Annotated in this window: 22 protein-coding genes, 2 tRNA genes and 2 pseudogenes; 20 read left to right on the top strand and 6 right to left on the bottom strand. The window is 70.9% G+C overall.

Annotated features, from left to right (window positions below):
• Nucleotides 1-414 precede the first annotated feature (414 nt).
• From dnaN to D1J60_RS38080, 9 genes are all read left to right on the top strand, one after another.
• Complete coding sequence (gene dnaN, locus D1J60_RS17505) at nucleotides 415-1545, top strand: DNA polymerase III subunit beta (RefSeq protein WP_007265226.1); 1131 nt, start codon at nucleotides 415-417, stop codon at nucleotides 1543-1545.
• 194 nt (nucleotides 1546-1739) lie between these two features.
• Nucleotides 1740-2615, top strand: coding sequence for a phosphogluconate dehydrogenase (NAD(+)-dependent, decarboxylating) (gene gnd, locus D1J60_RS17500; RefSeq protein WP_125597979.1), 876 nt, complete (start codon nucleotides 1740-1742; stop codon nucleotides 2613-2615).
• 89 nt (nucleotides 2616-2704) lie between these two features.
• A complete protein-coding gene (gene recF, locus D1J60_RS17495; protein ID WP_125821725.1) occupies nucleotides 2705-3841 on the top strand; it encodes a DNA replication/repair protein RecF in 1137 nt (378 codons plus the stop codon).
• Nucleotides 3838-4365 (top strand): DciA family protein, encoded by a 528-nt coding sequence (locus D1J60_RS17490; protein ID WP_125597973.1) that lies wholly within the window; start codon nucleotides 3838-3840, stop codon nucleotides 4363-4365. Before recF ends, D1J60_RS17490 begins: the two co-directional genes overlap by 4 nt.
• A gap of 459 nt (nucleotides 4366-4824) precedes the next feature.
• Nucleotides 4825-6846: a DNA topoisomerase (ATP-hydrolyzing) subunit B gene (gene gyrB / locus D1J60_RS17485; protein ID WP_125597988.1), complete on the top strand. Its 2022-nt coding sequence runs from the start codon at nucleotides 4825-4827 to the stop codon at nucleotides 6844-6846.
• A 44-nt stretch (nucleotides 6847-6890) separates the two neighbouring features.
• Complete coding sequence (gene gyrA / locus D1J60_RS17480; protein WP_125597970.1) at nucleotides 6891-9503, top strand: DNA gyrase subunit A; 2613 nt, start codon at nucleotides 6891-6893, stop codon at nucleotides 9501-9503.
• Between the two features lie 3 nt (nucleotides 9504-9506).
• A complete protein-coding gene (locus D1J60_RS17475) occupies nucleotides 9507-10265 on the top strand; it encodes a DUF3566 domain-containing protein (protein ID WP_125821724.1) in 759 nt (252 codons plus the stop codon).
• A gap of 118 nt (nucleotides 10266-10383) precedes the next feature.
• Nucleotides 10384-10457, top strand: a tRNA-Ile gene (locus D1J60_RS17470).
• Nucleotides 10458-10601: 144 nt separating this feature from the next.
• Nucleotides 10602-10736 (top strand): DLW-39 family protein, encoded by a 135-nt coding sequence (locus D1J60_RS38080; RefSeq protein ID WP_208809277.1) that lies wholly within the window; start codon nucleotides 10602-10604, stop codon nucleotides 10734-10736.
• Nucleotides 10737-10944: 208 nt separating this feature from the next.
• Here D1J60_RS38080 and D1J60_RS17460 read toward each other — a convergent pair.
• A pseudogene (locus D1J60_RS17460) lies at nucleotides 10945-11845 on the bottom strand (serine/threonine-protein kinase); the annotation flags it as partial.
• Nucleotides 11842-12390 (bottom strand): transcriptional regulator, encoded by a 549-nt coding sequence (locus D1J60_RS17455; protein ID WP_007265216.1) that lies wholly within the window; start codon nucleotides 12388-12390, stop codon nucleotides 11842-11844. The pseudogene D1J60_RS17460 and the gene D1J60_RS17455, both read right to left, overlap by 4 nt.
• A 161-nt stretch (nucleotides 12391-12551) precedes the next feature.
• On the opposite strand from D1J60_RS17455, the gene D1J60_RS17450 reads away from it, so the two are divergent.
• A tRNA-Ala gene (locus D1J60_RS17450) sits at nucleotides 12552-12624 on the top strand.
• A gap of 73 nt (nucleotides 12625-12697) precedes the next feature.
• Here D1J60_RS17450 and D1J60_RS17445 read toward each other — a convergent pair.
• A complete protein-coding gene (locus tag D1J60_RS17445) occupies nucleotides 12698-14143 on the bottom strand; it encodes an MFS transporter (protein ID WP_125821723.1) in 1446 nt (481 codons plus the stop codon).
• A gap of 120 nt (nucleotides 14144-14263) precedes the next feature.
• Between D1J60_RS17445 and D1J60_RS17440 the strand changes: the two genes are divergently transcribed.
• Both D1J60_RS17440 and D1J60_RS17435 read left to right on the top strand, forming a co-directional pair.
• Nucleotides 14264-14746 carry a MarR family transcriptional regulator gene (locus D1J60_RS17440; protein WP_125821722.1) on the top strand — a complete coding sequence of 161 codons (483 nt, stop codon included), beginning with the start codon at nucleotides 14264-14266 and terminating at the stop codon, nucleotides 14744-14746.
• Nucleotides 14747-14856: 110 nt separating this feature from the next.
• Complete coding sequence (locus D1J60_RS17435; protein WP_241253303.1) at nucleotides 14857-15336, top strand: LysM domain-containing protein; 480 nt, start codon at nucleotides 14857-14859, stop codon at nucleotides 15334-15336.
• Between the two features lie 66 nt (nucleotides 15337-15402).
• Here D1J60_RS17435 and D1J60_RS17430 read toward each other — a convergent pair whose 3' ends face one another.
• On the bottom strand, nucleotides 15403-16086 hold the full coding sequence (locus D1J60_RS17430; protein ID WP_125821721.1) for a DUF5324 family protein: 684 nt from the start codon (nucleotides 16084-16086) through the stop codon (nucleotides 15403-15405).
• A gap of 175 nt (nucleotides 16087-16261) precedes the next feature.
• On the opposite strand from D1J60_RS17430, the gene D1J60_RS17425 reads away from it, so the two are divergent.
• Entirely contained in the window at nucleotides 16262-16789 is a 528-nt protein-coding gene (locus D1J60_RS17425; RefSeq protein ID WP_125597985.1) for a peptidylprolyl isomerase, read from the top strand.
• 106 nt (nucleotides 16790-16895) lie between these two features.
• Entirely contained in the window at nucleotides 16896-17768 is an 873-nt protein-coding gene (locus D1J60_RS17420) for a rhomboid family intramembrane serine protease (RefSeq protein WP_125821720.1), read from the top strand.
• A 129-nt stretch (nucleotides 17769-17897) separates the two neighbouring features.
• Here the strand turns inward: D1J60_RS17420 and crgA are convergent, their stop codons facing one another.
• Nucleotides 17898-18152 (bottom strand): cell division protein CrgA, encoded by a 255-nt coding sequence (gene crgA / locus D1J60_RS17415; protein WP_125821719.1) that lies wholly within the window; start codon nucleotides 18150-18152, stop codon nucleotides 17898-17900.
• A gap of 91 nt (nucleotides 18153-18243) precedes the next feature.
• Here crgA and D1J60_RS17410 point away from each other — a divergent pair, with 91 nt between their 5' ends.
• The 6 genes and pseudogenes from D1J60_RS17410 to D1J60_RS17390 all read left to right on the top strand — a co-directional run bounded on the left by D1J60_RS17410 (nucleotide 18244) and on the right by D1J60_RS17390 (nucleotide 22218).
• Nucleotides 18244-19020, top strand: a complete 777-nt coding sequence (locus D1J60_RS17410) for a DUF881 domain-containing protein (RefSeq protein WP_125821718.1) — start codon at nucleotides 18244-18246, stop codon at nucleotides 19018-19020.
• Nucleotides 18989-19729 (top strand): class E sortase, encoded by a 741-nt coding sequence (locus D1J60_RS17405; protein WP_125821717.1) that lies wholly within the window; start codon nucleotides 18989-18991, stop codon nucleotides 19727-19729. Before D1J60_RS17410 ends, D1J60_RS17405 begins: the two co-directional genes overlap by 32 nt.
• Nucleotides 19730-19831: 102 nt before the next feature.
• On the top strand, nucleotides 19832-20008 hold the full coding sequence (locus D1J60_RS37295) for a hypothetical protein (protein ID WP_030011120.1): 177 nt from the start codon (nucleotides 19832-19834) through the stop codon (nucleotides 20006-20008).
• Entirely contained in the window at nucleotides 20005-20643 is a 639-nt protein-coding gene (locus D1J60_RS17400; protein WP_125595746.1) for an aminodeoxychorismate/anthranilate synthase component II, read from the top strand. The genes D1J60_RS37295 and D1J60_RS17400 overlap by 4 nt, the downstream gene beginning before the upstream one ends.
• Nucleotides 20644-20795: 152 nt before the next feature.
• Nucleotides 20796-21473 (top strand): annotated as a pseudogene (locus tag D1J60_RS17395) (class E sortase); the annotation flags it as partial.
• A gap of 13 nt (nucleotides 21474-21486) precedes the next feature.
• The gene (locus D1J60_RS17390; protein ID WP_125595740.1) at nucleotides 21487-22218 is read left to right on the top strand and encodes a class E sortase; all 732 of its coding nucleotides are present in this window, start codon (nucleotides 21487-21489) and stop codon (nucleotides 22216-22218) included.
• Between the two features lie 90 nt (nucleotides 22219-22308).
• On the opposite strand, the gene pknB is transcribed toward D1J60_RS17390, so the two are convergent.
• The gene (pknB, locus tag D1J60_RS17385; RefSeq protein ID WP_125595737.1) at nucleotides 22309-24357 is read right to left on the bottom strand and encodes a Stk1 family PASTA domain-containing Ser/Thr kinase; all 2049 of its coding nucleotides are present in this window, start codon (nucleotides 24355-24357) and stop codon (nucleotides 22309-22311) included.
• Nucleotides 24358-24379 lie beyond the last annotated feature (22 nt).

Below are 24379 nucleotides of genomic sequence, written 5' to 3'. Positions count from 1 at the left end.
TGCTCTGTGGACTTCTGGGGAAAAGCTGGGGACACACCTGTGGACTAGTGGGGCTCCCCTGGGGACGGCCTGTGCAGAACTTTCGGTTCTCCACAGACACCCCCGGTTGTCCACCGGTCCCACCCACAGGGTGTGGGGATAAAAAACGCGGGCTGACCTGGGAGAACGGGCTTATCCACCGTTTCCACAGGCCCTACTACTACCCCCATGGAGAGTTAGGCCGGTTTCGGTTTTCAAGCGGGTCCTGTGCACAACTCGCCGGACGGCCGTCCCGCCTCCTCGCTCCCGACTTGACCGCCAGCCGCGACGACTGTCGGCGCCGTACGTCAGACTGGTCCCCGGCATCGGTCGAGGCATCGACGGGCCGACGACGAAGGCCGGCAGACGAGCGAGCAACAGCAGGAGGCGGTTCCGGTGAAGATCCGGGTGGAGCGCGACGTACTCGCGGAGGCGGTGGCCTGGGCTGCACGCAGCCTCCCGGCCCGGCCGCCGGTGCCCGTACTCGCGGGCCTGCTGCTGAAGGCCGAGGAGGGCACCCTGTCCCTCTCCGGCTTCGACTACGAGGTCTCGGCCCGCGTCTCCGTCGAGGCGGACGTGGAGGAGGACGGCACCGTCCTCGTCTCCGGCCGGCTCCTCGCCGACATCTGCCGCGCCCTGCCCAACCGCCCGGTGGAGATTTCCACAGACGGTGTACGGGCGACCGTGGTCTGCGGCTCCTCGCGGTTCACACTCCACACCCTGCCTGTGGAGGAGTACCCGGCGCTCCCGCAGATGCCGACCGCCACCGGCACCGTGCCCGGCGAGGTCTTCGCCTCCGCCGCCGCGCAGGTCGCCATCGCCGCCGGCCGTGACGACACGCTGCCCGTGCTGACCGGTGTCCGCATCGAGATCGAGGGCGACCGCGTCACCCTGGCCTCCACCGACCGCTACCGCTTCGCGGTCCGCGAGTTCCTGTGGAAGCCGGAGAACCCGGAGGCCTCGGCCGTGGCCCTGGTGCCCGCCAAGACCCTCCTGGACACCGCCAAGTCCCTGACCAGCGGTGACACCGTCACCCTGGCGCTCTCCGGCTCCGGCCAGGGCGAGGGCCTCATCGGCTTCGAGGGCGCGGGCCGCCGCACCACCACCCGCCTGCTCGAGGGCGACCTGCCGAAGTACCGCACGCTCTTCCCGACGGAGTTCAACTCCGTCGCCGTGATCGAGACCGCCCCGTTCGTCGAGGCCGTCAAGCGCGTGGCCCTGGTCGCCGAGCGCAACACGCCGGTCCGCCTCAGCTTCGAGCAGGGCGTGCTGATCCTGGAAGCGGGCTCCAGCGACGACGCACAGGCTGTGGAGCGCGTCGACGCCAACCTGGAGGGCGACGACATCTCGATCGCCTTCAACCCCACCTTCCTGCTGGACGGCCTGAGCGCCATCGACTCGCCCGCTGCCCAGCTCAGCTTCACCACGTCCACCAAGCCCGCGCTGCTCAGCGGCCGGCCCGCGGTGGACGCGGAGGCCGACGAGGCCTACAAGTACCTGATCATGCCGGTCCGCCTCTCCGGCTGACCCGCTCCCGCCGTACACCGGCACCGGGCCCGGTCTCGCAGCGGCGAGTGCCGGGCCCGGCGCCGTCCGGAGCGGCCCGGGGCCATGGCCCGGCGTAGGCTCGGACCCGGCGGGCGACCCAGGAAAACCGACCGGAACCCACCGGTACCGGGAAGCCCCGTACAGACGGCCCCAACGCTTAAGGAACCCACCTGATGGAGCTCGGTCTCGTCGGTCTCGGCAAGATGGGCGGCAACATGCGCGAGCGCATCCGCCGCGCAGGCCACACCGTCATCGGATACGACCGCAACCCGGACCTCGCCGATGTCCACAGCCTGCAGGAGCTTGTGGACGGCCTGCAGTCCCCCCGCGTCGTGTGGGTGATGGTCCCTGCCGGGGCCGCGACGCAGTCCACCGTCGACGAGCTGGCCGAGCTGCTCTCCCCCGGCGACATCGTCGTCGACGGCGGCAACTCGCGCTGGACCGACGACGAGAAGCACGCCGAGGAGCTCAAGGCCAAGGGCATCGGCTTCGTCGACTGCGGCGTCTCCGGCGGCGTCTGGGGCCTGGAGAACGGCTACGCGCTGATGTACGGCGGCGACGAGAAGGACGTCGCCGTGGTCCAGCCGATCTTCGACGCCCTCAAGCCCGAGGGCGACTTCGGCTCCGTGCACGCCGGCAAGGTCGGCGCGGGCCACTTCGCGAAGATGGTCCACAACGGCATCGAGTACGCCATGATGCAGGCCTACGCCGAGGGCTGGGAGCTCCTGGAGAAGGTCGACTCGGTCACCGACGTCCGCGAGGTCTTCCGGTCCTGGCAGGAGGGCACGGTCATTCGCTCCTGGCTGCTGGACCTCGCCGTCAACGCGCTGGACGAGGACGAGCACCTCGACCGGCTCAAGGGCTTCGCCCAGGACTCGGGCGAGGGCCGCTGGACCGTCGAGGCGGCCATCGACAACGCCGTCCCGCTGCCGGCGATCACGGCCTCGCTGTTCGCCCGGTTCGCGTCCCGCCAGGACGACTCGCCGCAGATGAAGATGATCGCCGCGCTGCGCAACCAGTTCGGCGGCCACGCGGTCGAGAAGAAGTAGCCGGGAAGAAGCAGCCGGCAGGAAGCAAGCGCACCACAGCAACACCGCACCACAGAGCACAGCAGGAAGCCGGGGGAGGTCGGCGCCGCATGCACGTATCGCATCTCTCGCTGGCCGACTTCCGCTCGTACGCCCGGGCCGAGGTTCCCCTCGCCCCGGGCGTCACGGCTTTCGTGGGCCCCAACGGCCAGGGCAAGACCAACCTCGTCGAGGCCATCGGCTACCTGGCCACCCTGGGCAGCCACCGCGTCTCCTCGGACGCCCCGCTCGTCCGCATGGGCGCCGACCGGGCGGTCATCCGCGCCGCCGTCACCCAGGGCGAACGCCAGCAGCTGGTCGAGCTCGAACTGAACCCGGGCCGCGCCAACCGCGCCCGCGTCAACCGGTCCTCGCAGGTCAGACCCCGCGACGTACTGGGGATCGTACGCACGGTGCTGTTCGCCCCGGAGGACCTCGCCCTGGTCAAGGGCGACCCCGGAGAACGGCGCCGCTTCCTCGACGAGCTCGTGACGGCCCGCTCCCCGCGGATGGCGGCGGTCCGCTCCGACTACGAGCGCGTCCTCAAGCAGCGCAACACCCTCCTGAAGTCCGCCGCGATGGCCCGCCGCCACGGCGGCCGCTCCATGGACCTGTCCACCCTCGACGTCTGGGACCAGCACCTCGCGCGCGTCGGCGCCGAGCTCCTCGCCCAGCGCCTCGAACTGATCGCCACCCTGCTGCCGCTCGCCGACAAGGCGTACGAGCAGCTCGCCCCCGGCGGCGGCCCGCTCGCGCTCGCGTACAGGTCCTCCGCGGGCGACCCGGTCGACAGCGGCGCCGCCCGCACCCGCGAGGAGCTCTACGAGGCCCTGCTCGCCACCCTGTCCCAGGTCCGCAAGCAGGAGATCGAGCGCGGGGTGACCCTGGCAGGCCCGCACCGCGACGACCTCCTGCTGCGCCTCGGCGACCTCCCCGCCAAGGGGTACGCCAGCCACGGCGAATCCTGGTCGTACGCGCTGGCCCTGCGCCTGGCCTCGTACGAACTGCTGCGCTCGGAGGGGGCGGAGCCGGTGCTGATCCTCGACGACGTCTTCGCGGAGCTGGACGCGCGCCGCCGCGAGCGGCTCGCGGAGCTGGTGGCGGGCGGCGAACAGGTACTGGTGACGGCGGCGGTCGACGACGACGTCCCGGGCGTGCTGACGGGCACCCGCTTCGGGGTGTCCGGCGGCGAGGTGACCCGGCTGTGACCGACGGCGACCGGCACGAGCGCAAGGCTCCGGAGCCCTCCGGGGTGGACCTGGCCCGCCAGGCCCTCGCGGCCGCGCGCGAGCAGGCCCGCGCCCGGGGCAACGCGGCGGGCGGGAAGCAGCGCCGGCAGCAGCCCGGGCTGCGCTCGGGGGCCCGCGCCGACGGCCGGGACCCGATGCCGCTGATGGCCGCCCTGGACCGGCTGCGCACCGAGCGCGGCTGGGAGATGCCGATCGCGGTCGCCGGGGTGATGGAGCGCTGGGCGGAGATCGTCGGCCCGGAGATCGCGGCGCACTGTGAACCGGAGCGCTACGAGGAGCGTGAACTCCTCGTGCGGTGCGATTCCTCGGCGTGGGCCGCGCAGCTGAAGCTGCTGGCCCCGCAGCTGGTGGCACGGCTGAACGCGGAACTGGGACAGGGCACGGTCCGGCTGATCAAGGTGCAGGGACCGGGCGGCCGCCCCAAGCGGTACGGGCCGTGGCGGGCCCCGGGCAGCACCGGCCCCGGCGACACCTACGGCTGAGCGGATTCCGGCCGCCCGGCCGGTTCCGCGACCGTAGGGGTTCCGGCCAGCGGTGATGACCCGCGCCAGGCCCGCGCCAGGTCCGCGCACGGCCCGCGACGGGTAGCGCGGAGGCCTCGTCCGGGCCCCGCGGAGCCCTCTGCGCGGGCCGGGCCGCAGCGCCCCGGCGGGTCCGGCGGAGGTGGTGTCCCTCACGGTAGTGGAAGGTTGACAGGCCGAAGCGCTGGACGCCCGTGTGAGCCTCTTTGAGCCCCTCCCCGAATATGGGGAGTCTCGGAGAGGAGGTTCAGGGCGGCACATGCGGACTCAGGCACCGGCAAACCCCCATTCGTGTCAGTGGTACCGGTAGACTGGAAGCAATCCCGCCCGATCCGCGGGAGACAGCACGACAACGCAGACAACGCAGATCGACGCGGCCGCTCCCGCCGGCGCACACGCTGGTCCGGAGTACGGGCTGCGCTGTGCCAGAAAGGGCGCTTCGTGGCCGATTCCGGCGACTCCAACGAGAAGAATTACGACGCCAGTGCGATCCAGGTCCTGGAGGGCCTGGACGCAGTGCGCAAGCGGCCGGGTATGTACATCGGCTCGACGGGCGAGCGTGGTCTGCACCACCTCGTCTACGAGGTCGTCGACAACTCGGTCGACGAGGCGCTGGCCGGGCACGCGGACACCATCGACGTGACGATCCTCGCCGACGGCGGGGTGCGCGTGGTCGACAACGGCCGAGGCATCCCGGTCGGCATCGTGCCGTCCGAGGGCAAGCCGGCCGTCGAGGTCGTCCTGACCGTCCTGCACGCGGGCGGCAAGTTCGGCGGCGGCGGCTACGCCGTCTCCGGCGGTCTGCACGGCGTCGGCGTGTCCGTCGTGAACGCCCTGTCCACCAAGGTCGCGGTCGAGGTCAAGACGGACGGCCACCGCTGGACCCAGGACTACAAGCTGGGCGTCCCGACGGCCCCGCTGGCCAAGAACGAGGAGACCGACGAGACCGGTACGTCGGTGACGTTCTGGGCCGACGGCGACATCTTCGAGACCACCGAGTACTCCTTCGAGACGCTGTCGCGGCGCTTCCAGGAGATGGCCTTCCTCAACAAGGGCCTGACCCTGACGCTGACCGACGAGCGCGAGTCGGCGAAGGCCACCGTGGGCGCGGACGACCCCGACGCGGACGCGGCCGAGCCCACCGCGCGCACGGTGAAGTACTACTACGAGGGCGGCATCGTCGACTTCGTGAAGTACCTCAACTCGCGCAAGGGCGAGCTGATCCACCCCACCGTCATCGACGTCGAGGCCGAGGACAAGGAGCGCATGCTCTCGGTCGAGATCGCGATGCAGTGGAACTCGCAGTACAGCGAGGGCGTCTACTCCTTCGCGAACACGATCCACACGCACGAGGGCGGCACCCACGAAGAGGGCTTCCGCGCGGCGCTGACCGGCCTGGTCAACCGCTACGCGCGGGACAAGAAGCTGCTCCGCGAGAAGGACGACAACCTCGCCGGCGAGGACATCCGCGAGGGTCTGACGGCGATCATCTCGGTCAAGCTGGGCGAGCCCCAGTTCGAGGGCCAGACGAAGACCAAGCTGGGCAACACGGAGGCCAAGACCTTCGTGCAGAAGGTCGTCCACGAGCACCTCAGCGACTGGTTCGACCGCAACCCGGTCGAGGCCGCGGACATCGTCCGCAAGGCGATCCAGGCGGCCACGGCCCGCGTCGCGGCCCGCAAGGCCCGTGACCTGACCCGCCGCAAGGGCCTTCTGGAGAGCGCCTCGCTGCCGGGCAAGCTCTCCGACTGCCAGTCGAACGACCCGACCAAGTGCGAGATCTTCATCGTCGAGGGCGACTCCGCCGGCGGCTCCGCGAAGTCCGGCCGCAACCCGATGTACCAGGCCATCCTGCCCATCCGCGGCAAGATCCTGAACGTCGAGAAGGCCCGTATCGACAAGATCCTCCAGAACACCGAGGTCCAGGCGCTGATCAGCGCCTTCGGCACCGGTGTGCACGAGGACTTCGACATCGAGAAGCTCCGCTATCACAAGATCATCCTGATGGCGGACGCCGACGTCGACGGCCAGCACATCAACACCCTGCTGCTGACCTTCCTGTTCCGCTTCATGCGTCCGCTGGTCGAGGCCGGGCACGTGTACCTGTCCCGTCCGCCGCTCTACAAGATCAAGTGGGGTCGCGACGACTTCGAGTACGCGTACTCGGACCGCGAGCGCGACGCCCTGGTCGAGCTCGGCAAGCAGAACGGCAAGCGCATCAGGGAGGACTCGATCCAGCGCTTCAAGGGTCTGGGCGAGATGAACGCCGAGGAGCTGCGCGTCACCACCATGGACGTGGACCACCGTGTGCTCGGCCAGGTCACCCTGGACGACGCGGCGCAGGCCGACGACCTGTTCTCGGTGCTGATGGGTGAGGACGTCGAGGCGCGGCGCTCCTTCATCCAGCGCAACGCCAAGGACGTCCGCTTCCTCGACATCTGAGTCGGCCTCCGCTGACCGCCGCCTGAAAGGATTCCTGACCAGCAATGGCCGACGAAACCACCCCCACCGCCGAGAACGCCGCGGAGGAGCAGCCCGTGCTGCGCATCGAGCCCGTCGGGCTCGAGACGGAGATGCAGCGCTCCTACCTCGACTACGCGATGTCCGTCATCGTCTCCCGCGCGCTGCCCGACGTGCGCGACGGCCTCAAGCCCGTCCACCGTCGTGTGCTGTACGCGATGTACGACGGCGGCTACCGGCCCGAGAAGGGCTTCTACAAGTGCGCCCGCGTCGTCGGCGACGTCATGGGCACGTACCACCCGCACGGTGACAGCTCCATCTACGACGCCCTGGTCCGCCTGGCCCAGCCGTGGTCGATGCGCATGCCGCTGGTGGACTCCAACGGCAACTTCGGCTCCCCGGGCAACGACCCGGCGGCCGCCATGCGCTACACCGAGTGCAAGCTCATGCCGCTGGCCATGGAGATGCTCCGGGACATCGACGAGGAGACCGTCGACTTCCAGGACAACTACGACGGCCGCAACCAGGAGCCCACCGTCCTGCCGGCGCGGTTCCCGAACCTGCTGGTCAACGGCTCCGCCGGTATCGCCGTCGGCATGGCCACCAACATCCCGCCGCACAACCTGCGCGAGGTCGCGGCCGGCGCCCAGTGGGCGCTGGAGCACCCGGAAGCCTCCCACGAGGAGCTCCAGGACGCGCTCATCGAGCGCATCAAGGGCCCGGACTTCCCGACCGGCGCCCTCGTCGTGGGCCGCAAGGGCATCGAGGAGGCGTACCGGACCGGGCGCGGCTCCATCACGATGCGCGCCGTGGTCGAGGTCGAGGAGATCCAGAACCGCCAGTGCCTGGTGGTCACGGAGCTTCCGTACCAGACCAACCCGGACAACCTGGCGCAGAAGATTGCCGACCTGGTCAAGGACGGCAAGATCGGCGGCATCGCCGACGTCCGCGACGAGACCTCGTCCCGGACCGGTCAGCGCCTGGTGATCGTGCTCAAGCGCGACGCCGTCGCCAAGGTCGTGCTGAACAACCTCTACAAGCACACCGACCTGCAGACGAACTTCGGCGCGAACATGCTGGCGCTGGTGGACGGGGTGCCGCGCACCCTGTCGATCGACGCGTTCATCCGCCACTGGGTGCAGCACCAGATCGAGGTCATCGTCCGCCGTACGCGCTTCCGCCTGCGCAAGGCGGAGGAGCGGGCCCACATCCTGCGCGGCCTGCTCAAGGCGCTGGACGCCATCGACGAGGTCATCGCCCTCATCCGGCGTAGCAACACGGTCGAGATCGCGCGCGAGGGCCTGATGGGCCTCCTGGAGATCGACGAGATCCAGGCGAACGCGATCCTGGAGATGCAGCTGCGCCGCCTGGCGGCCCTGGAGCGCCAGAAGATCGTCGCCGAGCACGACGAACTCCAGGCGAAGATCAACGAGTACAACGCGATCCTGGCCTCGCCGGAGAAGCAGCGCTCGATCGTCAGCGAGGAACTGGCGGCGATCGTCGAGAAGTACGGCGACGACCGGCGCTCCAAGCTGGTGCCCTTCGACGGTGACATGTCCATCGAGGACCTGATCGCCGAAGAGGACATCGTCGTCACCATCACGCACGGCGGCTACGTCAAGCGCACCAAGACCGAGGACTACCGCTCGCAGAAGCGCGGCGGCAAGGGCGTGCGCGGCACGAAGCTGAAGCAGGACGACCTGGTCGACCACTTCTTCGTCTCCACCACGCACCACTGGCTGCTGTTCTTCACGAACAAGGGCCGCGTCTACCGCTCCAAGGCGTACGAGCTCCCGGACGCCGGCCGCGACGCGCGCGGCCAGCACGTGGCGAACCTGCTGGCCTTCCAGCCGGACGAGAAGATCGCCCAGGTGCTCGCGATCCGCGACTACGAGGCGGCGCCCTACCTGATCCTGGCCACCAAGGGCGGCCTGGTGAAGAAGACGGCGCTCAAGGACTACGACTCCCCGCGCTCCGGCGGCGTCATCGCGATCAACCTCCGGGAGACCGAGGACGGCGGCGACGACGAGCTGATCGGTGCCGAGCTGGTCTCCGCCGAGGACGACCTGCTGCTCATCAGCAAGAAGGCGCAGTCGATCCGCTTCACCGCGACCGACGAGGCGCTGCGCCCGATGGGCCGTGCCACTTCCGGTGTGAAGGGCATGAGCTTCCGCGAGGGTGACGAACTGCTGTCGATGAGCGTTGTCCGGCCGGGTACGTTCGTCTTCACCGCCACCGACGGCGGCTACGCGAAGCGGACGGCGGTGGACGAGTACCGGGTCCAGGGCCGTGGCGGTCTGGGCATCAAGGCGGCGAAGATCGTCGAGGACCGCGGTTCGCTGGTCGGCGCGTTGGTGGTCGACGAGTCGGATGAGATCCTCGCCATCACGCTCGGCGGTGGTGTGATCCGCACGCGCGTCAGCGAAGTCAGGGAGACCGGCCGTGACACCATGGGCGTCCAGCTGATCAACCTGGGCAAGCGCGATGCCGTGGTCGGCATCGCTCGTAACGCCGAGGCCGGTCAGGAAGCTGACGAGGCCGACGAGATCGAGTCAGAGATCGAGGCCGCGGCGGCCGACGCAGCGGCCGCCGGGGCGGCCGAGGGCACGGAGCCCTCGGTCGGGGAGCACGAGGAGTAAGTCGTGAGTGGAGCCACGGGCGCCGGACCGGCCGAGACTGGAGCGAACGGTGCCCGTGGCCCCGCCGCGGACTCCCAGGGGGGAACCGTGACGGACACCCGAGAACCGGAACCCAAGCCGACGGCGCAGACCAAGACGCAGCCGAAGGCGAAGGAGACGGCCAAGGACCAGGCCACCAAGGACCAGGCCACCAAGGACCAGGCCGCCAAGGGCCAGACCGGCGCCAAGGGCGAGCCCAAGGACCAGTCCAGGGGCCAGACCGCCAAGGACCAGCCCAAGGGGCCGGCCAAGGACCGGGCCGGACAGCCCCAGAAGCCCCCGCAGGCCTACGCGGCGCCCACGGGCCCGGGTGCGCAGCGCGGGGCCGTCCCGGGGGTCCGTACGGCCCCCAGGACGCGCAAGGCGCGGCTGCGGGTGGCGAAGGCCGACCCGTGGTCCGTGATGAAGGTCAGCTTCCTGCTGTCGATCGCGCTGGGCCTGTGCACCGTCGTCGCGGCGGCGGTGCTGTGGATGGTCATGGACGCCATGGGCATCTTCTCGACGGTCGGCGGGACCATCAGCGAGGCGACCGGCTCGAACGAGGGCAACGGGTTCGACCTCCAGTCGTTCCTGTCGCTGCCGCGCGTGCTGATCTTCACCTCGGTCATCGCGGTGATCGACGTGGTGCTGATGACGGCTCTGGCGACGCTGGGTTCGTTCATCTACAACCTGTCGGCGGGCTTCGTCGGCGGCGTGGAGCTCACGCTGGCCGAGGACGAATGACCCGCTGACTGACCTGCGGGAAAGCCCCGCGGCGGTGACCTCAGGGGCTCCGCGCCGGGGGATTTGGGTTCCACTGCGTCTGTGCGCTAATCTTCAGGAGTCAGCGCGCAGGCGCGGAGGGGCTATAGCTCAGTTGGTTAGAGCGCATCCCTGATAAGGATGAGGCCACAGGTTCAAATCCTGTTAGCCCCACAGTGTCGAAGACCCCCAGGCCAAGGCCTGGGGGTCTTCTTCGTTGGTCCGTCCGGGGCGGTCCCAGGTAACCGATCGGTATCGGTCGGTGTGTATTGTTGGCGGCCAGAAGTCCCCAACGTCTACGAAAGACGAGGTCGCGCCGTGAAGAAGCTGCTCCTGGTCGCACTGGCCGCCATCGGCGGGCTCCTCGTGTACCGCCAGATCCAGGCGGACCGTGCCGAGCAGGACCTGTGGACGGAGGCAACCGACTCCGTGCCCTCTGGTTCCGGTGTGTGAGCCCCACGATTGATTCCATGAAGCCCCGGCCGCCGCTGCTGCCGGGGCTTCGTGCTGTTCCGGGCCCGCCCGCGGCGCCGGGGGGAAGTTCGGTTACGCAAAGATCTGGGTTGCTGTAGCGAATTCGGGGTGGGTGTGACGGACCGGGTGCGTCGGACGGCGCCGGCGGGGGCGGGCCGAAACGCACCGGCGGTGCGGCGGGGGTGGTTTCAGGCCCGTCGGGACCGAAACCGGGCGGAAGCGGACCGAGTTGGTCGAACACCTGCACCGGCTTCTCGCCGGGCACGGCGTCGGGCTGCAACTGGGCGGCCTCGGCAAGGGCCTTGCGCGCCCCTGTGGCGGCCCGGAACCGGCTCGCGGGGTCCGGGTGCAGGAGGCTCGAGATCACGCCCCACAGGGGCGCGGGGACGCCCTCGGGGGCTTCCGGGGTGCCGTGCGCCCCGAACTGTTCCACCGGGGCGCGCGCGTCGGGCCGGCGCCCGCGCAGGAGGTACAGGGCGACCAGGTCGACGGCGGGGAAGTCGGGCTCGGCGCCCGCCGGTTGTTCCGGGCGAAGCAGCCCGGCGTGCCGACGACGCGGTCGGTGTCCGTGAGCCGGGGCTCGCCCTTGCGCACGGAGATCCCGAAGTCGGACAGCCGCAGGTGCGGCCGCCCGGTTCCGGTGGCCTCCCTCAGGATGTCGGCCGGTTTGACGTCGCGGTGGACGACGCCCTCCGCGTGCACCGCCGCCAGCCCCGACAGGAGCTGGTCGAGCAGCACGCACACGAACCGGGGCGGCAGCGGCCCGTAGTCCCCGAGCACGTGGGCCAGGGAGCCGCCGGCGACGAGGTCCATGGTGAACAGGACCTTGTCGTCGTCCGCCGCCCGGCCGGCGGGGGCGGACGTGCGGGGTGGTCGATGCGCAGGGCCTGCTCGCGCACGGACCGCAGGAGCATGTGGGCATCGCCCTGGAGGAGGACCTACGCGGCGACGTACGTGCGGCGGCGCCGGTACCGGGTCCGCCAGACGGCGCCCGCGCCGCCCCGTCCGATCGGATCGACCGGCTCGTACCGGCCGGCGAGGACCTCACCCGTCGCTGCGCCCGCCCCCCCGTCACCCGCGCGTGTCAGTTCTGGTGGGCCTCGTAGTGGGACACCGCCTCGGAGGTGCGGCCCGCCCCGTAGACCCGGAGGAACTCCGCCAGCTCGGGATGGGTGGGGGCGAGGGTGTCCGCCGCCTCGATGATGTCGCCGGCCGCGGCGACCGAGCGCAGCAGCGACTGGATCTCGCGCACGACGCGCTTGACGGTGGGGGCGCCGGAACCGGTGCTGGTCTGACCGCTGTTGCTGAGGACGGAACCGCCCTGGGTGTTCTTGATCTCGTCCATCCGGTCGGTGGCCTCGGCGGCGCTGACGCTGCCGTCCGCCACCTGGCCCGCGAGGTCCTGGAGGGCCTGGACCCGCTGGACCACGGCCGGGTTGCCGATCTTGGCGCGCTGCCCGCTCATCAGCTGGGACAGCATCGGCGCCGAAAGCCCGAGCACGGCAGCGAGGCGGGCCTGGTTGAGGCCGAGGTCATCTATGAGCCGTCGGAACAGCGCGCCGAGCGGCTCCCCGTACCAACTGCGCTGGAGTTCCCGGGCTCTGGCCGTGGCCTCCTGCTGTACTGCGTCCACTCTTCCTACTCCCCTTCGCTGGTGCGAACCTCGCGAGCATCTTACGGAGCGTGGTCGCGGGGCGGGAGTCCCTATCATTTTGCGGGATGCGGGGGTGCACCGGGTACTCTGTCCTGCGGAACGGACACTCCTTCCCGGGGGACGTCCGCGTCCAGTTGCTCGGGGCCTTAGCTCAGTTGGTAGAGCGCTGCCTTTGCAAGGCAGATGTCAGGAGTTCGAATCTCCTAGGCTCCACTTCAGGAAAGCCCCCCTGACCAGCGCAAACGCTGGTCAGGGGGGCTTTTTTCGTGGGCGCGGCGGGCCGTGTTCAGCGGGTCCGCGGGGAGCGCAGGAGGGCGGCCGCGACGGCGGTGGCCGCCAGCAGGAGGCCGGCGCCGGTGGCGAAGGCCAGGTGGTAGCCGGAGGTGAGGGCCTCGGGCCGGGCGGTCCCGGCGGCCGTCAGGGCCTCGGTGCGCGAGGCGGCGAGGGTGGACAGGACGGCGACGCCGAGGGCCATGCCGATCTGCTGCGTGGTGTTGAAGAGGCCCGAGGCCAGCCCGGCGTCCCGCTCGTCGGCGCCCGACATCCCCAGGGTGGTGAGCGCGGGCAGGGCCAGGCCGAAGCCGGAGGCCAGCAGCATCACGGGCAGCAGGTCGGTGACGTAGTCGGCCCGTACCGGCAGGCGGGTCAGCAGGGCGAGGCCGGCGACCAGCAGGGCGAGGCCGGTGAGCAGGACGCGGCGCTCGCCGAAGCGGGCGATCAGCTTCGCCGCGCCGCCGAGGGAGATGCCGCCGATCGCCAGGGCGGCCGGCAGCATCGCGAGGCCGGTCTCCGCGGCTCCGTAGCCCCGGACCTGCTGGAGGTAGAGGGCCACCAGGACCTGGAAGGAGAACAGCGCGGCCACCATCAGCACCTGGACCAGGTTGGCGCCGGCCACGGTGCGCGAGCGGAGGATCCGCAGGGGCATCAGCGGGGTGCGGGTCTTGGCCTGGCGCAGGGCGAAGCCGGCGAGCAGGGCCAGGGAGAGCGCCCCGAGGCCGAGGGTGTGCGCGGAGGTCCAGCCGTACTCCTCGACGCGTACGACGGCGTAGATCCCGGCCATCAGCCCGGCGGTGACGAGTACGGCGCCCGGTACGTCGGCACCGGCGCGCAGCCCGAGCCCCCGGTCGGCGGGGAGCGCGGGCAGGGCGGCCAGCAGGGCGGCGATGCCGATGGGCAGGTTGATGAAGAAGATCCAGTGCCAGTCGAGGGCGTCGGTGAGGACCCCGCCGAGCACCTGCCCGAGGGAGGCCCCGGCCGCTCCGGTGAAGGAGAACACGGCGATGGCCCTGGCGCGTTCGCGGGTCCCGGGGAAGAGGGTGACGAGGATCCCGAGGCTGACGGCGGAGGCCATGGCGCTGCCCACGCCCTGGAGGAAGCGGGCGGCTATGAGCAGGGCGGGGGACCCGGCGAACCCGGCGAGCAGCGAGGCGGCCGTGAAGACGGCGGTGCCCGCGAGGAACATGCGCCGGCGGCCGATCAGGTCGCCGAGCCGGCCGGCGAGGAGCAGCAGGCTGCCGAAGGCGATCAGGTAGGCGTTGACGACCCAGCTGAGGCCGGCGGGGCTGAAGCCGAGGTCGTCCTGGATGGCCGGCATGGCGACGGTGACGATGCTGCCGTCGAGGACGGTCATGAGCATGCCCGTCGAGAGCACGGCGAGGGCGGTGCGGCGCGAGCGCGGGCCGCGGGCCGGAGCGGCCGCCCCGGCGGGGGATTCCGTAACTGCGGTGGTCATGGGTCTCTCCGGTTCGTCGTCGGCGGGCATCGGCGGGCCATTCAGCGGCAACTGATGCGACCGTAGCAGATGGTTTTGTTGCAGACTATTTTTTTCGGATCGAATTGTTAGGCTGGTCCCATGACTGCGATGGGATCCACCTCGACCGAGCCCGACCTGTCCTTCCTCCTGGACCGCACCAGCCACGTCCTGCGGACCCGAATGGCCGCGGCCCTCGGTGAGATCGGACTGACCGCCCGCATGCACTGCGTCCTCGTGCACGCGCAGGAGGAAGAGCGCACACAGGCCCAGCTCGCCGAGATCGGCGACATGGACAAGACGACGATGGTCGTGACCGTCGACGCCCTGGAGAAGGCCGGACTGGCCGAGCGCCGGCCCTCCACCAAGGACCGGCGGGCCCGGATCATCGCGGTCACCGAGAAGGGTGCCGCCGTCTCCGTGGAGAGCCTGCGGATCGTCGACACGGTCCACGCCGAGGCCCTCGCCGACCTCGCCGAGGAGGACCGCGCGTGTCTGCTGCGGGTCCTCGGACGCCTCGCGCAGGGGCCGCTGGCCGTGCCCGCCGAGACCTCCCGCCCGGCCCGGCGCGCCCGGCAGCAGTAGCCGCCGGCGTCCCCCGTACGGCCCAGTCACCCGGCCGTGCGGCTGACGGTGGACGACAGTGGGGGGAGGCAATGAGGCCAGGGGGCAACAGCACGCCGGAGGCGCACGCGATGGGACTCTTCGATTTCCTGAAGTCGGACAAGAAGAAGGAACACGAGGCCGCGGAGAAGGCGAAGCGGGAGACGGAGCGGCAGGGGCCGAAGACGGGCTCCGACATGGGCTCCAAGTACGCGGACTCCTACGCGGACGCCGCCTCCGCGACCAAGGCGGCCGCGGAGCGGATGGCCGCCGCGGCTCCGCCCAAGGCGGCGGCCCCGCCCGCGGCCAAGCGCATGGCGCCCGCCGCCCCGAGCCCCGCCTCGGCGGCCCACAAGGCCGTCCCGGTGCCGCCGAAGCAGCCCCCGACGCCGGTGCCGGCCGCCACGAAGCGCACGTACACCGTCAAGCCCGGCGACTCGCTCTCCGCCATCGCCCGCCGCGAGCTGGGCAACGAGGCCCGCTGGCGCGAGCTGTACGCCATGAACCGGGGCGTGGTCGGCTCCAACCCGGACCTCATCCGGCCGGGGATGGTGCTGACCCTGCCGAACTAGCGCGCCGTACGCAGGAGGGGCCCGGATCCGCGGGTGGATCCGGGCCCCTCGGGCGTACGGCGCGCGTCAGGCGTTCTGGCCGCCGTTCGACTCGTGCTCCTTCTCCGCCAGCTCGTCGTCGAAGGAGGCCGGGGCGGCGTCCTGCGCGGACAGCTCGGTGGCCGCCGGGGGCTCCACCAGCCAGTCCGGGTTCGACTGCTGGTCCCACCACTTCCACGCCGCGAAGGCGGCGCCCGCCAGGAGCCCCACCAGTGCGGCGCCCTTGACCCAGCGGCCGCACCGCTCCTTGCGCTCCTGCCGCCGCACCAGGCGCTGCACCTCCTTGGCCGAGACCTGGCCGCGCAGTGCCGCGAGGGCCGCCGTCGAACGGGACGCGGCCTCCTCGGCCACCGGCCGGCTCGCCGCGAGGGCGCTCTCGAACCGGGGCGCCGTGTACTCGGCCGCCTGGCGCGCGGCGAGGCGCGTGTGGTGGACGGCCTTGACCGCGGCCCGGTCCACGTTCGGGGGAACGTAGGTGCGCGCCGCCTGCATCCTGGGATGAAGGTGGTTGTCGTAGGCCGCGCGCGCGTGCAGCGAGGCCTGGCAGGCCGCGTGGGAGACCTTGGGCGCCAGCCGCTCGTTCGCCTCGTGCGCGTAGTGCGCGGCCGCGTCCCTGGCGGTCTCTGCGTACGGGGCCACCACTTCCGCTGCGTGCTTCACGGCGTCCTTGGCGTTCTCGGCGGCCAGGCGCGCATGGTCCTTGCGGGTCACGGGATCCTCCTCCTCGGTGGCGGACACAGTTCACCTTTCCACCCTTTGTCGGATCATGCCCGTCACAGCGCCGCCGGCGCATGCGCGACAGGGCATACGGGTGGAGGATTTCCGCGGCTTTCCGCCCTCCGTGCGAGGATCGGGCCCGACAGTGAAGACTATGGAAGGCAGATCCGTGGCCGAGAAGCTCTACGCCACCCTGAAGACCAACCACGGCGACATCGAGATCGAGCTTCTGGAGAACTTCGCTCCGAAGACCGTCCGCAACTTCGTGGAGCTCGCCACGGGCGAGCGTGAGTGGACCCGTCCCACCGACGGCCAGAAGACCACGGCCCCGCTCTACGACGGCACCGTCTTCCACCGCGTCATCAGCGGCTTCATGATCCAGGGCGGCGACCCGCTCGGCAACGGCACCGGCGGCCCCGGCTACCAGTTCGCCGACGAGTTCCACCCCGACCTGGCCTTCACCAAGCCCTACCTGCTGGCGATGGCCAACGCCGGCCCGGGCACCAACGGCTCGCAGTTCTTCATCACGGTCGCCCCCACGGCCTGGCTGACCCGCAAGCACAGCATCTTCGGCGAGGTCACCGACGCGGCCAGCCGCAAGGTCGTCGACGCCATCGCCTCCGGCCCCACCAACCCGCGCACCGAGCGGCCGCTGGACGACGTGATCATCCAGTCGGTATCGATCGAGCGCCGCTGACCGCAGGAACGGCGGGGCGGGAACCATGGGGGCCCGCCCGTCCGTACTCGATGTGTACCGGAACGGCGGGGCGCCGGCCCCGTCACGCCGCCGATCGAGGGGACCGATGGACACCGACCGCCTGCCGGGCTGCTACCGCCACCCGGACCGCGACACGGGGATCACCTGCACCCGCTGCGAGCGGCCCATCTGCCCCGAGTGCATGATCAGCGCCTCGGTGGGCTTCCAGTGCCCCGAGTGCGTCCGGGGCGGTTCCGGCACCGGGCACTCCGCCGCCGCCAACGCCCCGCGCACGGTCGCGGGCGGACTGGTGACGGGCGATCCCCAGCTCGTCACCAAGATCCTGATCGGGATCAACGCGGCGGTGTTCCTCGCCGTCCTGGCGATGCCCGCTCTGGCCGTGAGCCTGGAGCTGCTCGGCCGGTACGTGGAGTACTACGGGGCGCCCGTCGAGGGGATCTCCACCGGGCAGTACCACCGGCTGCTGACCTCGGTGTTCCTGCACGTCGAGTGGTGGCACATCTTCGGCAACATGCTCGCCCTGTGGGTGATCGGCGGTCCGCTGGAGGCGGCCCTGGGACGCGTCCGCTACCTCGCGCTGTACCTGCTGTCCGGGCTGGGCGGCAGCGCCCTCGTCTACCTGCTCACCGCGCCGAACACCCCGACCCTCGGCGCCTCCGGCGCGGTGTGCGGCCTGCTCGGCGCCACGGTGGTCCTCGCCCGCCGGCTCCGCTACGAGATGCGGCCGGTGCTGGTCACCCTCGGGCTGATGCTGCTGGTCACCTTCGTGCCCTTCGGCGGGCTGTCGGTGTCCTGGCAGGCGCACATCGGAGGCCTGGTGACCGGCGCGCTGGTGGCGCTCGGGATGCTGGCGCCCGCCACGGGCCGCAGGCGGGCCCTGGTCCAGACGGCGGCCTGTGCGGTGGTGTTCCTGCTGGCCGTGACGGTGGTCATCGTCCGGACGGCCGAACTCACCTGATCACACCGGCGTCAACTCTCCACAGAGTTATCCACAGATCTTCTGTCTTTTCCTCAGGTGTGGATGACGCTGTGGATAACTCATGGGGAGAGCTTGCGCCGCTCGGCTATCCGAGTAAGGTGCCGGCCACTACTTCCACTGGGTGGAGACGCCGAAGCCCGCCGCGATGAAGCCGAAGCCGACCACGATGTTCCAGTTGCCCAGCGCCTCCACGGGCAGCCGGGTATCGGTCACGTAGAAGACCACGATCCACGCGAGGCCGATGAGGAAGAAGGCCAGCATGACCGGCGCGACCCAGCTGCGGTTCGTCAGCCTGATCGTCTGCGCCTGCTTCGCCGGCGGCGGCGTGTAGTCGTCCTTCTTGCGGATACGTGACTTCGGCACGAGGGGCTCTCCTGTCGATGCGCTGGGGACCTTGCCTGCCCCGGGCGTCCGTTAGCGTAGTGGACCTCTGGCATTGAAGGAGAAGGGTACGTTGAGCAATTCCGACGACTCCTCCACGGGTGCCCGCCGCCGGGCCAGGCCCGTCCGGCTGCTGACGGCCGTCGTCTTCGCCCTCGCCGGCCTCATCTTCGTCACCAGCTTCAACACCTCCAAGGGTACGAACATCCGGACGGACGCCTCGCTGCTGAAGCTGTCCGACCTCATCCACGAGCGCAGCGCCAAGAACGCCGAGCTGGAGAAGACCGCCGCCGCCGCGCGCGACCAGGTGGACGCCCTCGCCGCGCGCGACAGCGGCAGCACCAAGGCCGAGGAGGCCAAGCTCGCCGCCCTGCGCACCGCCTCCGGCACCGAGGAGCTCACCGGCCGGGGGCTGACGGTCACCCTCAACGACGCGCCGCCCAACGCCACCGCCCGCGTCCCCGGCGTCCCCGAACCCCAGCCCAACGACCTGGTGATCCACCAGCAGGACCTGCAGGCCGTGGTGAACGCGCTGTGGCTGGGCGGCGCCGAGGGCATCGAGGTGATGGGCCAGCGGCTGATCGCCACCAGTGCGGTGCGCTGCGTCGGCAACACCCTGATCCTCCAGGGCCGTGTCTACTCGCCGCCCTACAAGGTCTCCGCCGTCGGCGACCCGGCCGCGCTGCGCAAGGCGATCAACGCCTCCCCCGCCATCCAGAACTACCTGCTGTACGTCAACGCGTACGGGCTCGGCTGGAAAGTGGACGAGGAGAAGCGGCTGACACTGCCCGGCTACTCCGGCACAGTGGACCTCCACTATGCGAAGCCGCTGGAGTCCGCCGCGCCGTGACGTCGTACTGCGCCTGGTGGTACGGACGTTCAGCGAGGTGTGCCTGACCGCCGGGACGCTGATCGTCCTGTTCACGGCGTACGTACTGCTGTGGACCGGCGTCAAGGCCGACCGGGCCGCGGCGGCCGAGCGCGACCGGCTGCGCGAGCACTGGGCGGCGTCCGCCCCGGCGGCGGCCCCCGCCCCCCGGCAGGGGCAGGCCCCCGCCCCCGGAGCCGGGCAGGCCCCCGCACCCCAGGAGCCCGCGCCGGCGCCGTACGAGCCCGGGCGGGCCTTCGCCGAGCTGTACGTCCCCCGCTTCGGCAAGGACTGGAGCAGGCCCGTCCTGGAGGGCACGGACCCCGAACCGCTGAAGAGGGGCCTCGGCCACTACACCGGCTCGGCCCGCCCCGGAGGCGACGGGAACTTCGCGGTGGCCGGACACCGGCGCACCTACGGCGACCCCTTCAAGGACGTCCCCGAGCTGCGGCCCGGGGACACCGTGACCGTCCGGGACGCCACCGGCTGGTACACGTACACCGTCCGGGCCGCGCCGCTGCGCGTCCTGCCCGCCGAGACCGGGGTGGTCGCGCCGGTGCCGCGCCGGTCCCCGTTCGCCACCCCCGGCAAGTACCTCACCCTCACCACCTGCGATCCCGAGTGGGGGCACAGCCACCGCCTGGTGGTCTGGGCGGAGCTCACCGGCACCCGGCCCGCCGGGGGCCGGTGATTGCCCCGCTGAGCCCCGCCGCGGGGCCCCGGGCCCTTAGGCTGTTGCGGTACCGCCCCCGCGGTACGAGAACGAACGTGGACGACGAAGGAAACGGACGCAATGTACGGCTGGATCTGGCGGCATCTGCCGGGCAACGCGTGGGTGCGCGCGCTGATCTCCCTCGTACTGGTCCTGGCGGTGGTGTTCGTGCTGTTCCAGTACGTGTTCCCGTGGGCCGAGCCGCTCCTTCCGTTCAACGATGTGACGGTGGACGAGGGATCGGGAGCCACTCCGTGAGCGCGCGCATTCTGGTTGTCGACAACTACGACAGCTTTGTCTTCAATCTGGTCCAGTACCTCTACCAGCTCGGCGCCGAATGCGAGGTGCTGCGCAACGACGAGGTGGAGCTCGCGCACGCACAGGACGGCTTCGACGGCGTCCTGCTCTCCCCCGGCCCCGGCACGCCGGAAGAGGCGGGCGTCTGCGTGGACATGGTCCGGCACTGCGCCGACACGGGCGTACCGGTGTTCGGCGTCTGCCTCGGCATGCAGTCCATGGCGGTCGCCTACGGCGGCGTCGTCGACCGCGCCCCCGAGCTGCTGCACGGCAAGACCTCGCCCGTGGTCCACGAGGGGCTCGGCGTCTTCGCCGGACTGCCGTCGCCGTTCACCGCGACCCGCTACCACTCGCTCGCGGCCGAGCCGGCGACCCTGCCCGACGTCCTGGAGGTGACCGCGCGCACCGAGGACGGGATCATCATGGGCCTGCGGCACCGGGAGCACGACGTGGAGGGCGTCCAGTTCCACCCCGAGTCGGTGCTGACCGAGTGGGGCCACCGGATGCTCGCGAACTGGCTGGTGCGCTGCGGTGACGCCGGAGCCGTCGAGCGGTCGGTGGGGCTGGCCCCGGTGGTGGGCAAGGCCGTCGCGTGACGGCGGTCGCGCCGTCCGCGCCCAGCGAGGGCCGGGCCGCGCGGCGCAGGGCTGCGCAGGAGGCCGCGAAGCGCTCGCACGCGCGCTCCCGCCGGCGTGGCGGGAGCGGACGGGGCCGCAGACGCGCCCGTCCGCGCGGCGGCGGGCCGGTGGTGGTGCTCAGCCGGGCCGTCGGCGAGCTGTTCATCACCGCGGGCGTGGTGATGCTGCTCTTCGTCACCTACCAGCTCTGGTACACGAACGTCCTGGCGGAGCGGGCGGCCGACGGGGCCGCGGGATCGCTCCAGCAGACCTGGGAGCACCCGCCGGGAGCGGGCGCGCCGCCGCCCGTGGCGGCTTTCGAGCCCGGCCAGGGCTTCGCGATCCTGCACATCCCGAAGCTGGACCTGAAGGTGCCGGTGGCCGAGGGCATCAGCAAGGCGAAGGTCCTCGACAAGGGGATGGCCGGCCACTACGGCGAGGGGGCGCTGAAGACGGCGATGCCCTCCGACAAGCAGGGGAACTTCGCGGTCGCCGGACACCGCAACACCCACGGGGAACCGTTCCGCTACATCAACCAGCTGGTACCGGGTGACGCGATCGTCGTGGAGACGCGGGACGCGTACTACACGTACCAGATGACCTCCTCGCTGCCGCAGACCCCGCCGACGAACGTGGCGGTGATCAAGCCGGTGCCGGAGGGCTCCGGGTTCACCGGACCCGGCCGCTACATCACGCTGACCACCTGCACGCCGGAGTTCACCAGCACCTACCGGATGATCGTATGGGGCAGGATGACCGATGAGCGCCCCCGAAACCAGGGCGCCCCGCCCGCACTGACCAGCCCGTAAGGACGAACCCGCAGTGTCTCGTGCCCGCCGCCGTTCCGCACCGCCGCCCGCCGACCGCAGCGTGATCGCGGGGGCCCTGAGCCTGCTGGGCGAGCTCCTGATCACGGTGGGCCTGGTCCTGGGCCTGTTCGTGGCGTACTCGCTCTGGTGGACCAACGTCCTCGCCGACCGGCAGGCCTCGGCGCGCGGCGACGAGATCCGCCAGCGCTGGGGCAGCCCCTCGCCCTCGTCGAGCGGTCCGGTGCAGCCGGGTGCCCTGGACACCAAGGACGGCGTCGGCTTCCTGCACGTGCCCGCGATGAGGAACGGTGAGGTGCTGGTCAAGGAGGGCACCTCGCCGGACGTCCTGAACGACGGCGTGGCCGGGTACTACCTGGATCCGGTGAAGTCCGCGCTGCCCTCGGACGACAAGGGCAACTTCGCGCTGGCCGCGCACCGCGACGGGCACGGGGCGAAGTTCCACAACATCGACAAGGTGAAGAACGGCGACGCGATCGTCTTCGAGACCAAGGACACCTGGTACGTCTACAAGGTCTTCGCGGAGCTGGCCCAGACCTCGAAGTACAACACGGACGTGATCAACCCGGTTCCCAAGCAGTCGGGCAAGACCGCCCCGGGCCGGTACATCACCCTGACGACCTGCACCCCGGTGTACACCTCGAAGTACCGCTACATCGTCTGGGGCGAGCTGGTCCGGACGGAGAAGGTGGACGACAAGCGCACCAAGCCGGCGGAGCTGCGCTGACGGGGGCCCTCGATGCCCCGATGTTTCACGTGAAACGGCCCGGCCCCCCTCTCCTGGAGGGGGGCCGGGCCGTTTCGCTTCCGCGTCCTGCTAGCGGCGGTTTCCGCCCGTGAGGCCGCCGAACCAGCCCCCGCCCTGCTGGCCGCCGTCCTGCGGCTGGCTGGGGTTGGCCATCGTCCGGACGTTGACGACCGTGCCCGCCGGGACCGGCTGGGACACGGCCGGCTCGGAGGCCATGATCACGGCGTTGTCGTCCGTCGGACCGCTCAGGACCGCCCCGAAGTTCAGGTTGGCCGCCTTGAGGGTGTTCTTGGCCTGCGCCACGGTCTGGCCGGCCAGCGGCGGGACCACGGTCGGCTGGGACGACGCCTTGGAGATGCTGACGTTGACCGGGGTGTCCTTGGGGAGCTGCTGACCGGGCTCGTACTGCTGCTGGACGACCGTCTGGGGCGCGGCTCCCGGGGAGTCGACCTCGGTCGTGCTGCCGAGCTTCAGCTTGGCGTCCGTCAGGGCCTTGGTCGCGGCCGCCTTGTTCATGCCCTTGAGGTCCGGGACGACGCCCTTGGCGACTTCCTTGGCGACCTGGAGCGTGATCACGGAACCCTGCTCGGCCTGGCTGCCGCTCTTGGGGTTCTGCTCCAGCACGGTGCCGGGAGCGGCCGTGTCGGATTCGACGAGCTTCTTCTCGACCTGGAACTTCTTCGACTTCAGGCTCGACTCGGCGTCCTCGAACTTCAGCCGCGTGACGTCGGGGACCGCGACCTTGGGAGCGCCCGAGGACACCTTGACCTTGACCGTGGTGCCCTTGTCGACCTTGGTGTCGGGTGCCGGGTTCTGCGAGCAGACGTTGCCCTTGGGCTGGTCCGCGCAGGGCTCCTCGGCCTCCTTCTCCAGACCGAGGCCCATGTTCTTGGCGCTGCTCTGCGCCTGCTCGAAGGTCTGGCCGACGAGCTTGGGCACGGCGGGGCGGTTGTCCGCCGTGCTGTTGAAGATGGTCTTGCCGATCAGGATCGCGCCGACCAGGACGAGGACCGCGGCGACCGCCAGCAGGATCGTCGAGGCGCGGCTCTTCTTCTGCTGGCGGCGCCCGTGACCCTGGTCGTAGCCGCCGTGGCCCTGGTTGTCGTACGCGTAGTTGCCGTCGCCGCCCCCGGGGGGCATCGGCGGCATCATCGAGGTCTGGCCGGAGTCCTGGGAGCGCAGGGCGGTGGTGGGCTGGTCGTAGCCCTGGTGCCCGTAGCCGCCCTGGTCGGGGTAGCCGTAGCCGGCGGCGCCCATGGAGGCGGTCGCGGCGACGGGCTGGCCCTCGAGGCAGGCCTCGATGTCGGCCCGCATCTCGTCGGCGGACTGGTAGCGGTAGTCGGGGTCCTTGACCAGGGCCTTGAGGACGATGGCGTCCATCACGGGCGTGATCTCGGGGTCGAAGTTCGACGGGGGCTGGGGCTCCTCGCGTACGTGCTGGTACGCGACGGCCACCGGGGAGTCGCCGACGAACGGGGGGCGGACGCACAGCAGCTCGTAGAGCAGGCAGCCCGCGGAGTAGAGGTCGGAGCGCGCGTCGACCTGCTCGCCCTTGGCCTGCTCCGGGGAGAGGTACTGGGCGGTGCCGATCACGGCGGCCGTCTGCGTCATGGTCATGCCGGAGTCGCCCATGGCCCGGGCGATGCCGAAGTCCATGACCTTGACCTGGCCCGTCCGGGTGAGCATCACGTTGGCGGGCTTGATGTCGCGGTGGACGATGCCGGCGCGGTGGGAGTACTCCAGGGCCTGGAGGATGCCGATGCACATCTCGAGGGTGCGCTCGGGGAGCAGCTTGCGGCCGGAGTGCAGCAGCTCGCGCAGGGTCGAGCCGTCGACGTACTCCATCACGATGTACGGGATGGAGATGTTGTCGACGTAGTCTTCGCCGGTGTCGTAGACGGCGACGATCGCCGGGTGGTTCAGCGAGGCGGCCGACTGGGCCTCGCGGCGGAACCGGGCCTGGAAGGACGGGTCACGGGCGAGGTCGGCACGCAGGGTCTTGACGGCTACGGTACGGCCGAGCCGGGTGTCGTGGCCGAGGTAGACCTCGGCCATGCCACCGCGGCCGAGCACGTGGCTCAGCTCGTACCGGCCGCCGAGGCGACGCGGCTCTTCCATAACGTTCCAGCCCTCTCCGTCA

The sequence above is a fragment of the Streptomyces sp. W1SF4 genome (genome assembly GCF_003950035.1).
GTDB lineage: Bacteria > Actinomycetota > Actinomycetes > Streptomycetales > Streptomycetaceae > Streptomyces > Streptomyces racemochromogenes.
This window is presented reverse-complemented; position numbering and strand designations above follow the sequence as displayed.

Bases quoted from the DNA above. Each gene is read 5' to 3' on its own strand.
- gnd (WP_125597979.1), top strand. From the start codon at position 1,740: ATGGAGCTCGGTCTCGTCGGTCTCGGCAAGATGGGCGGCAACATGCGC.
- recF (WP_125821725.1), top strand. From the start codon at position 2,705: ATGCACGTATCGCATCTCTCGCTGGCCGACTTCCGCTCGTACGCCCGG.
- gyrA (WP_125597970.1), top strand. From the start codon at position 6,891: ATGGCCGACGAAACCACCCCCACCGCCGAGAACGCCGCGGAGGAGCAG.
- D1J60_RS17445 (WP_125821723.1), bottom strand. From the start codon at position 14,143: ATGACCACCGCAGTTACGGAATCCCCCGCCGGGGCGGCCGCTCCGGCC.
- D1J60_RS17440 (WP_125821722.1), top strand. From the start codon at position 14,264: ATGACTGCGATGGGATCCACCTCGACCGAGCCCGACCTGTCCTTCCTC.
- D1J60_RS17435 (WP_241253303.1), top strand. From the start codon at position 14,857: ATGGGACTCTTCGATTTCCTGAAGTCGGACAAGAAGAAGGAACACGAG.
- D1J60_RS17420 (WP_125821720.1), top strand. From the start codon at position 16,896: ATGGACACCGACCGCCTGCCGGGCTGCTACCGCCACCCGGACCGCGAC.
- D1J60_RS17405 (WP_125821717.1), top strand. From the start codon at position 18,989: ATGCGAAGCCGCTGGAGTCCGCCGCGCCGTGACGTCGTACTGCGCCTG.
- D1J60_RS37295 (WP_030011120.1), top strand. From the start codon at position 19,832: ATGTACGGCTGGATCTGGCGGCATCTGCCGGGCAACGCGTGGGTGCGC.
- pknB (WP_125595737.1), bottom strand. From the start codon at position 24,357: ATGGAAGAGCCGCGTCGCCTCGGCGGCCGGTACGAGCTGAGCCACGTG.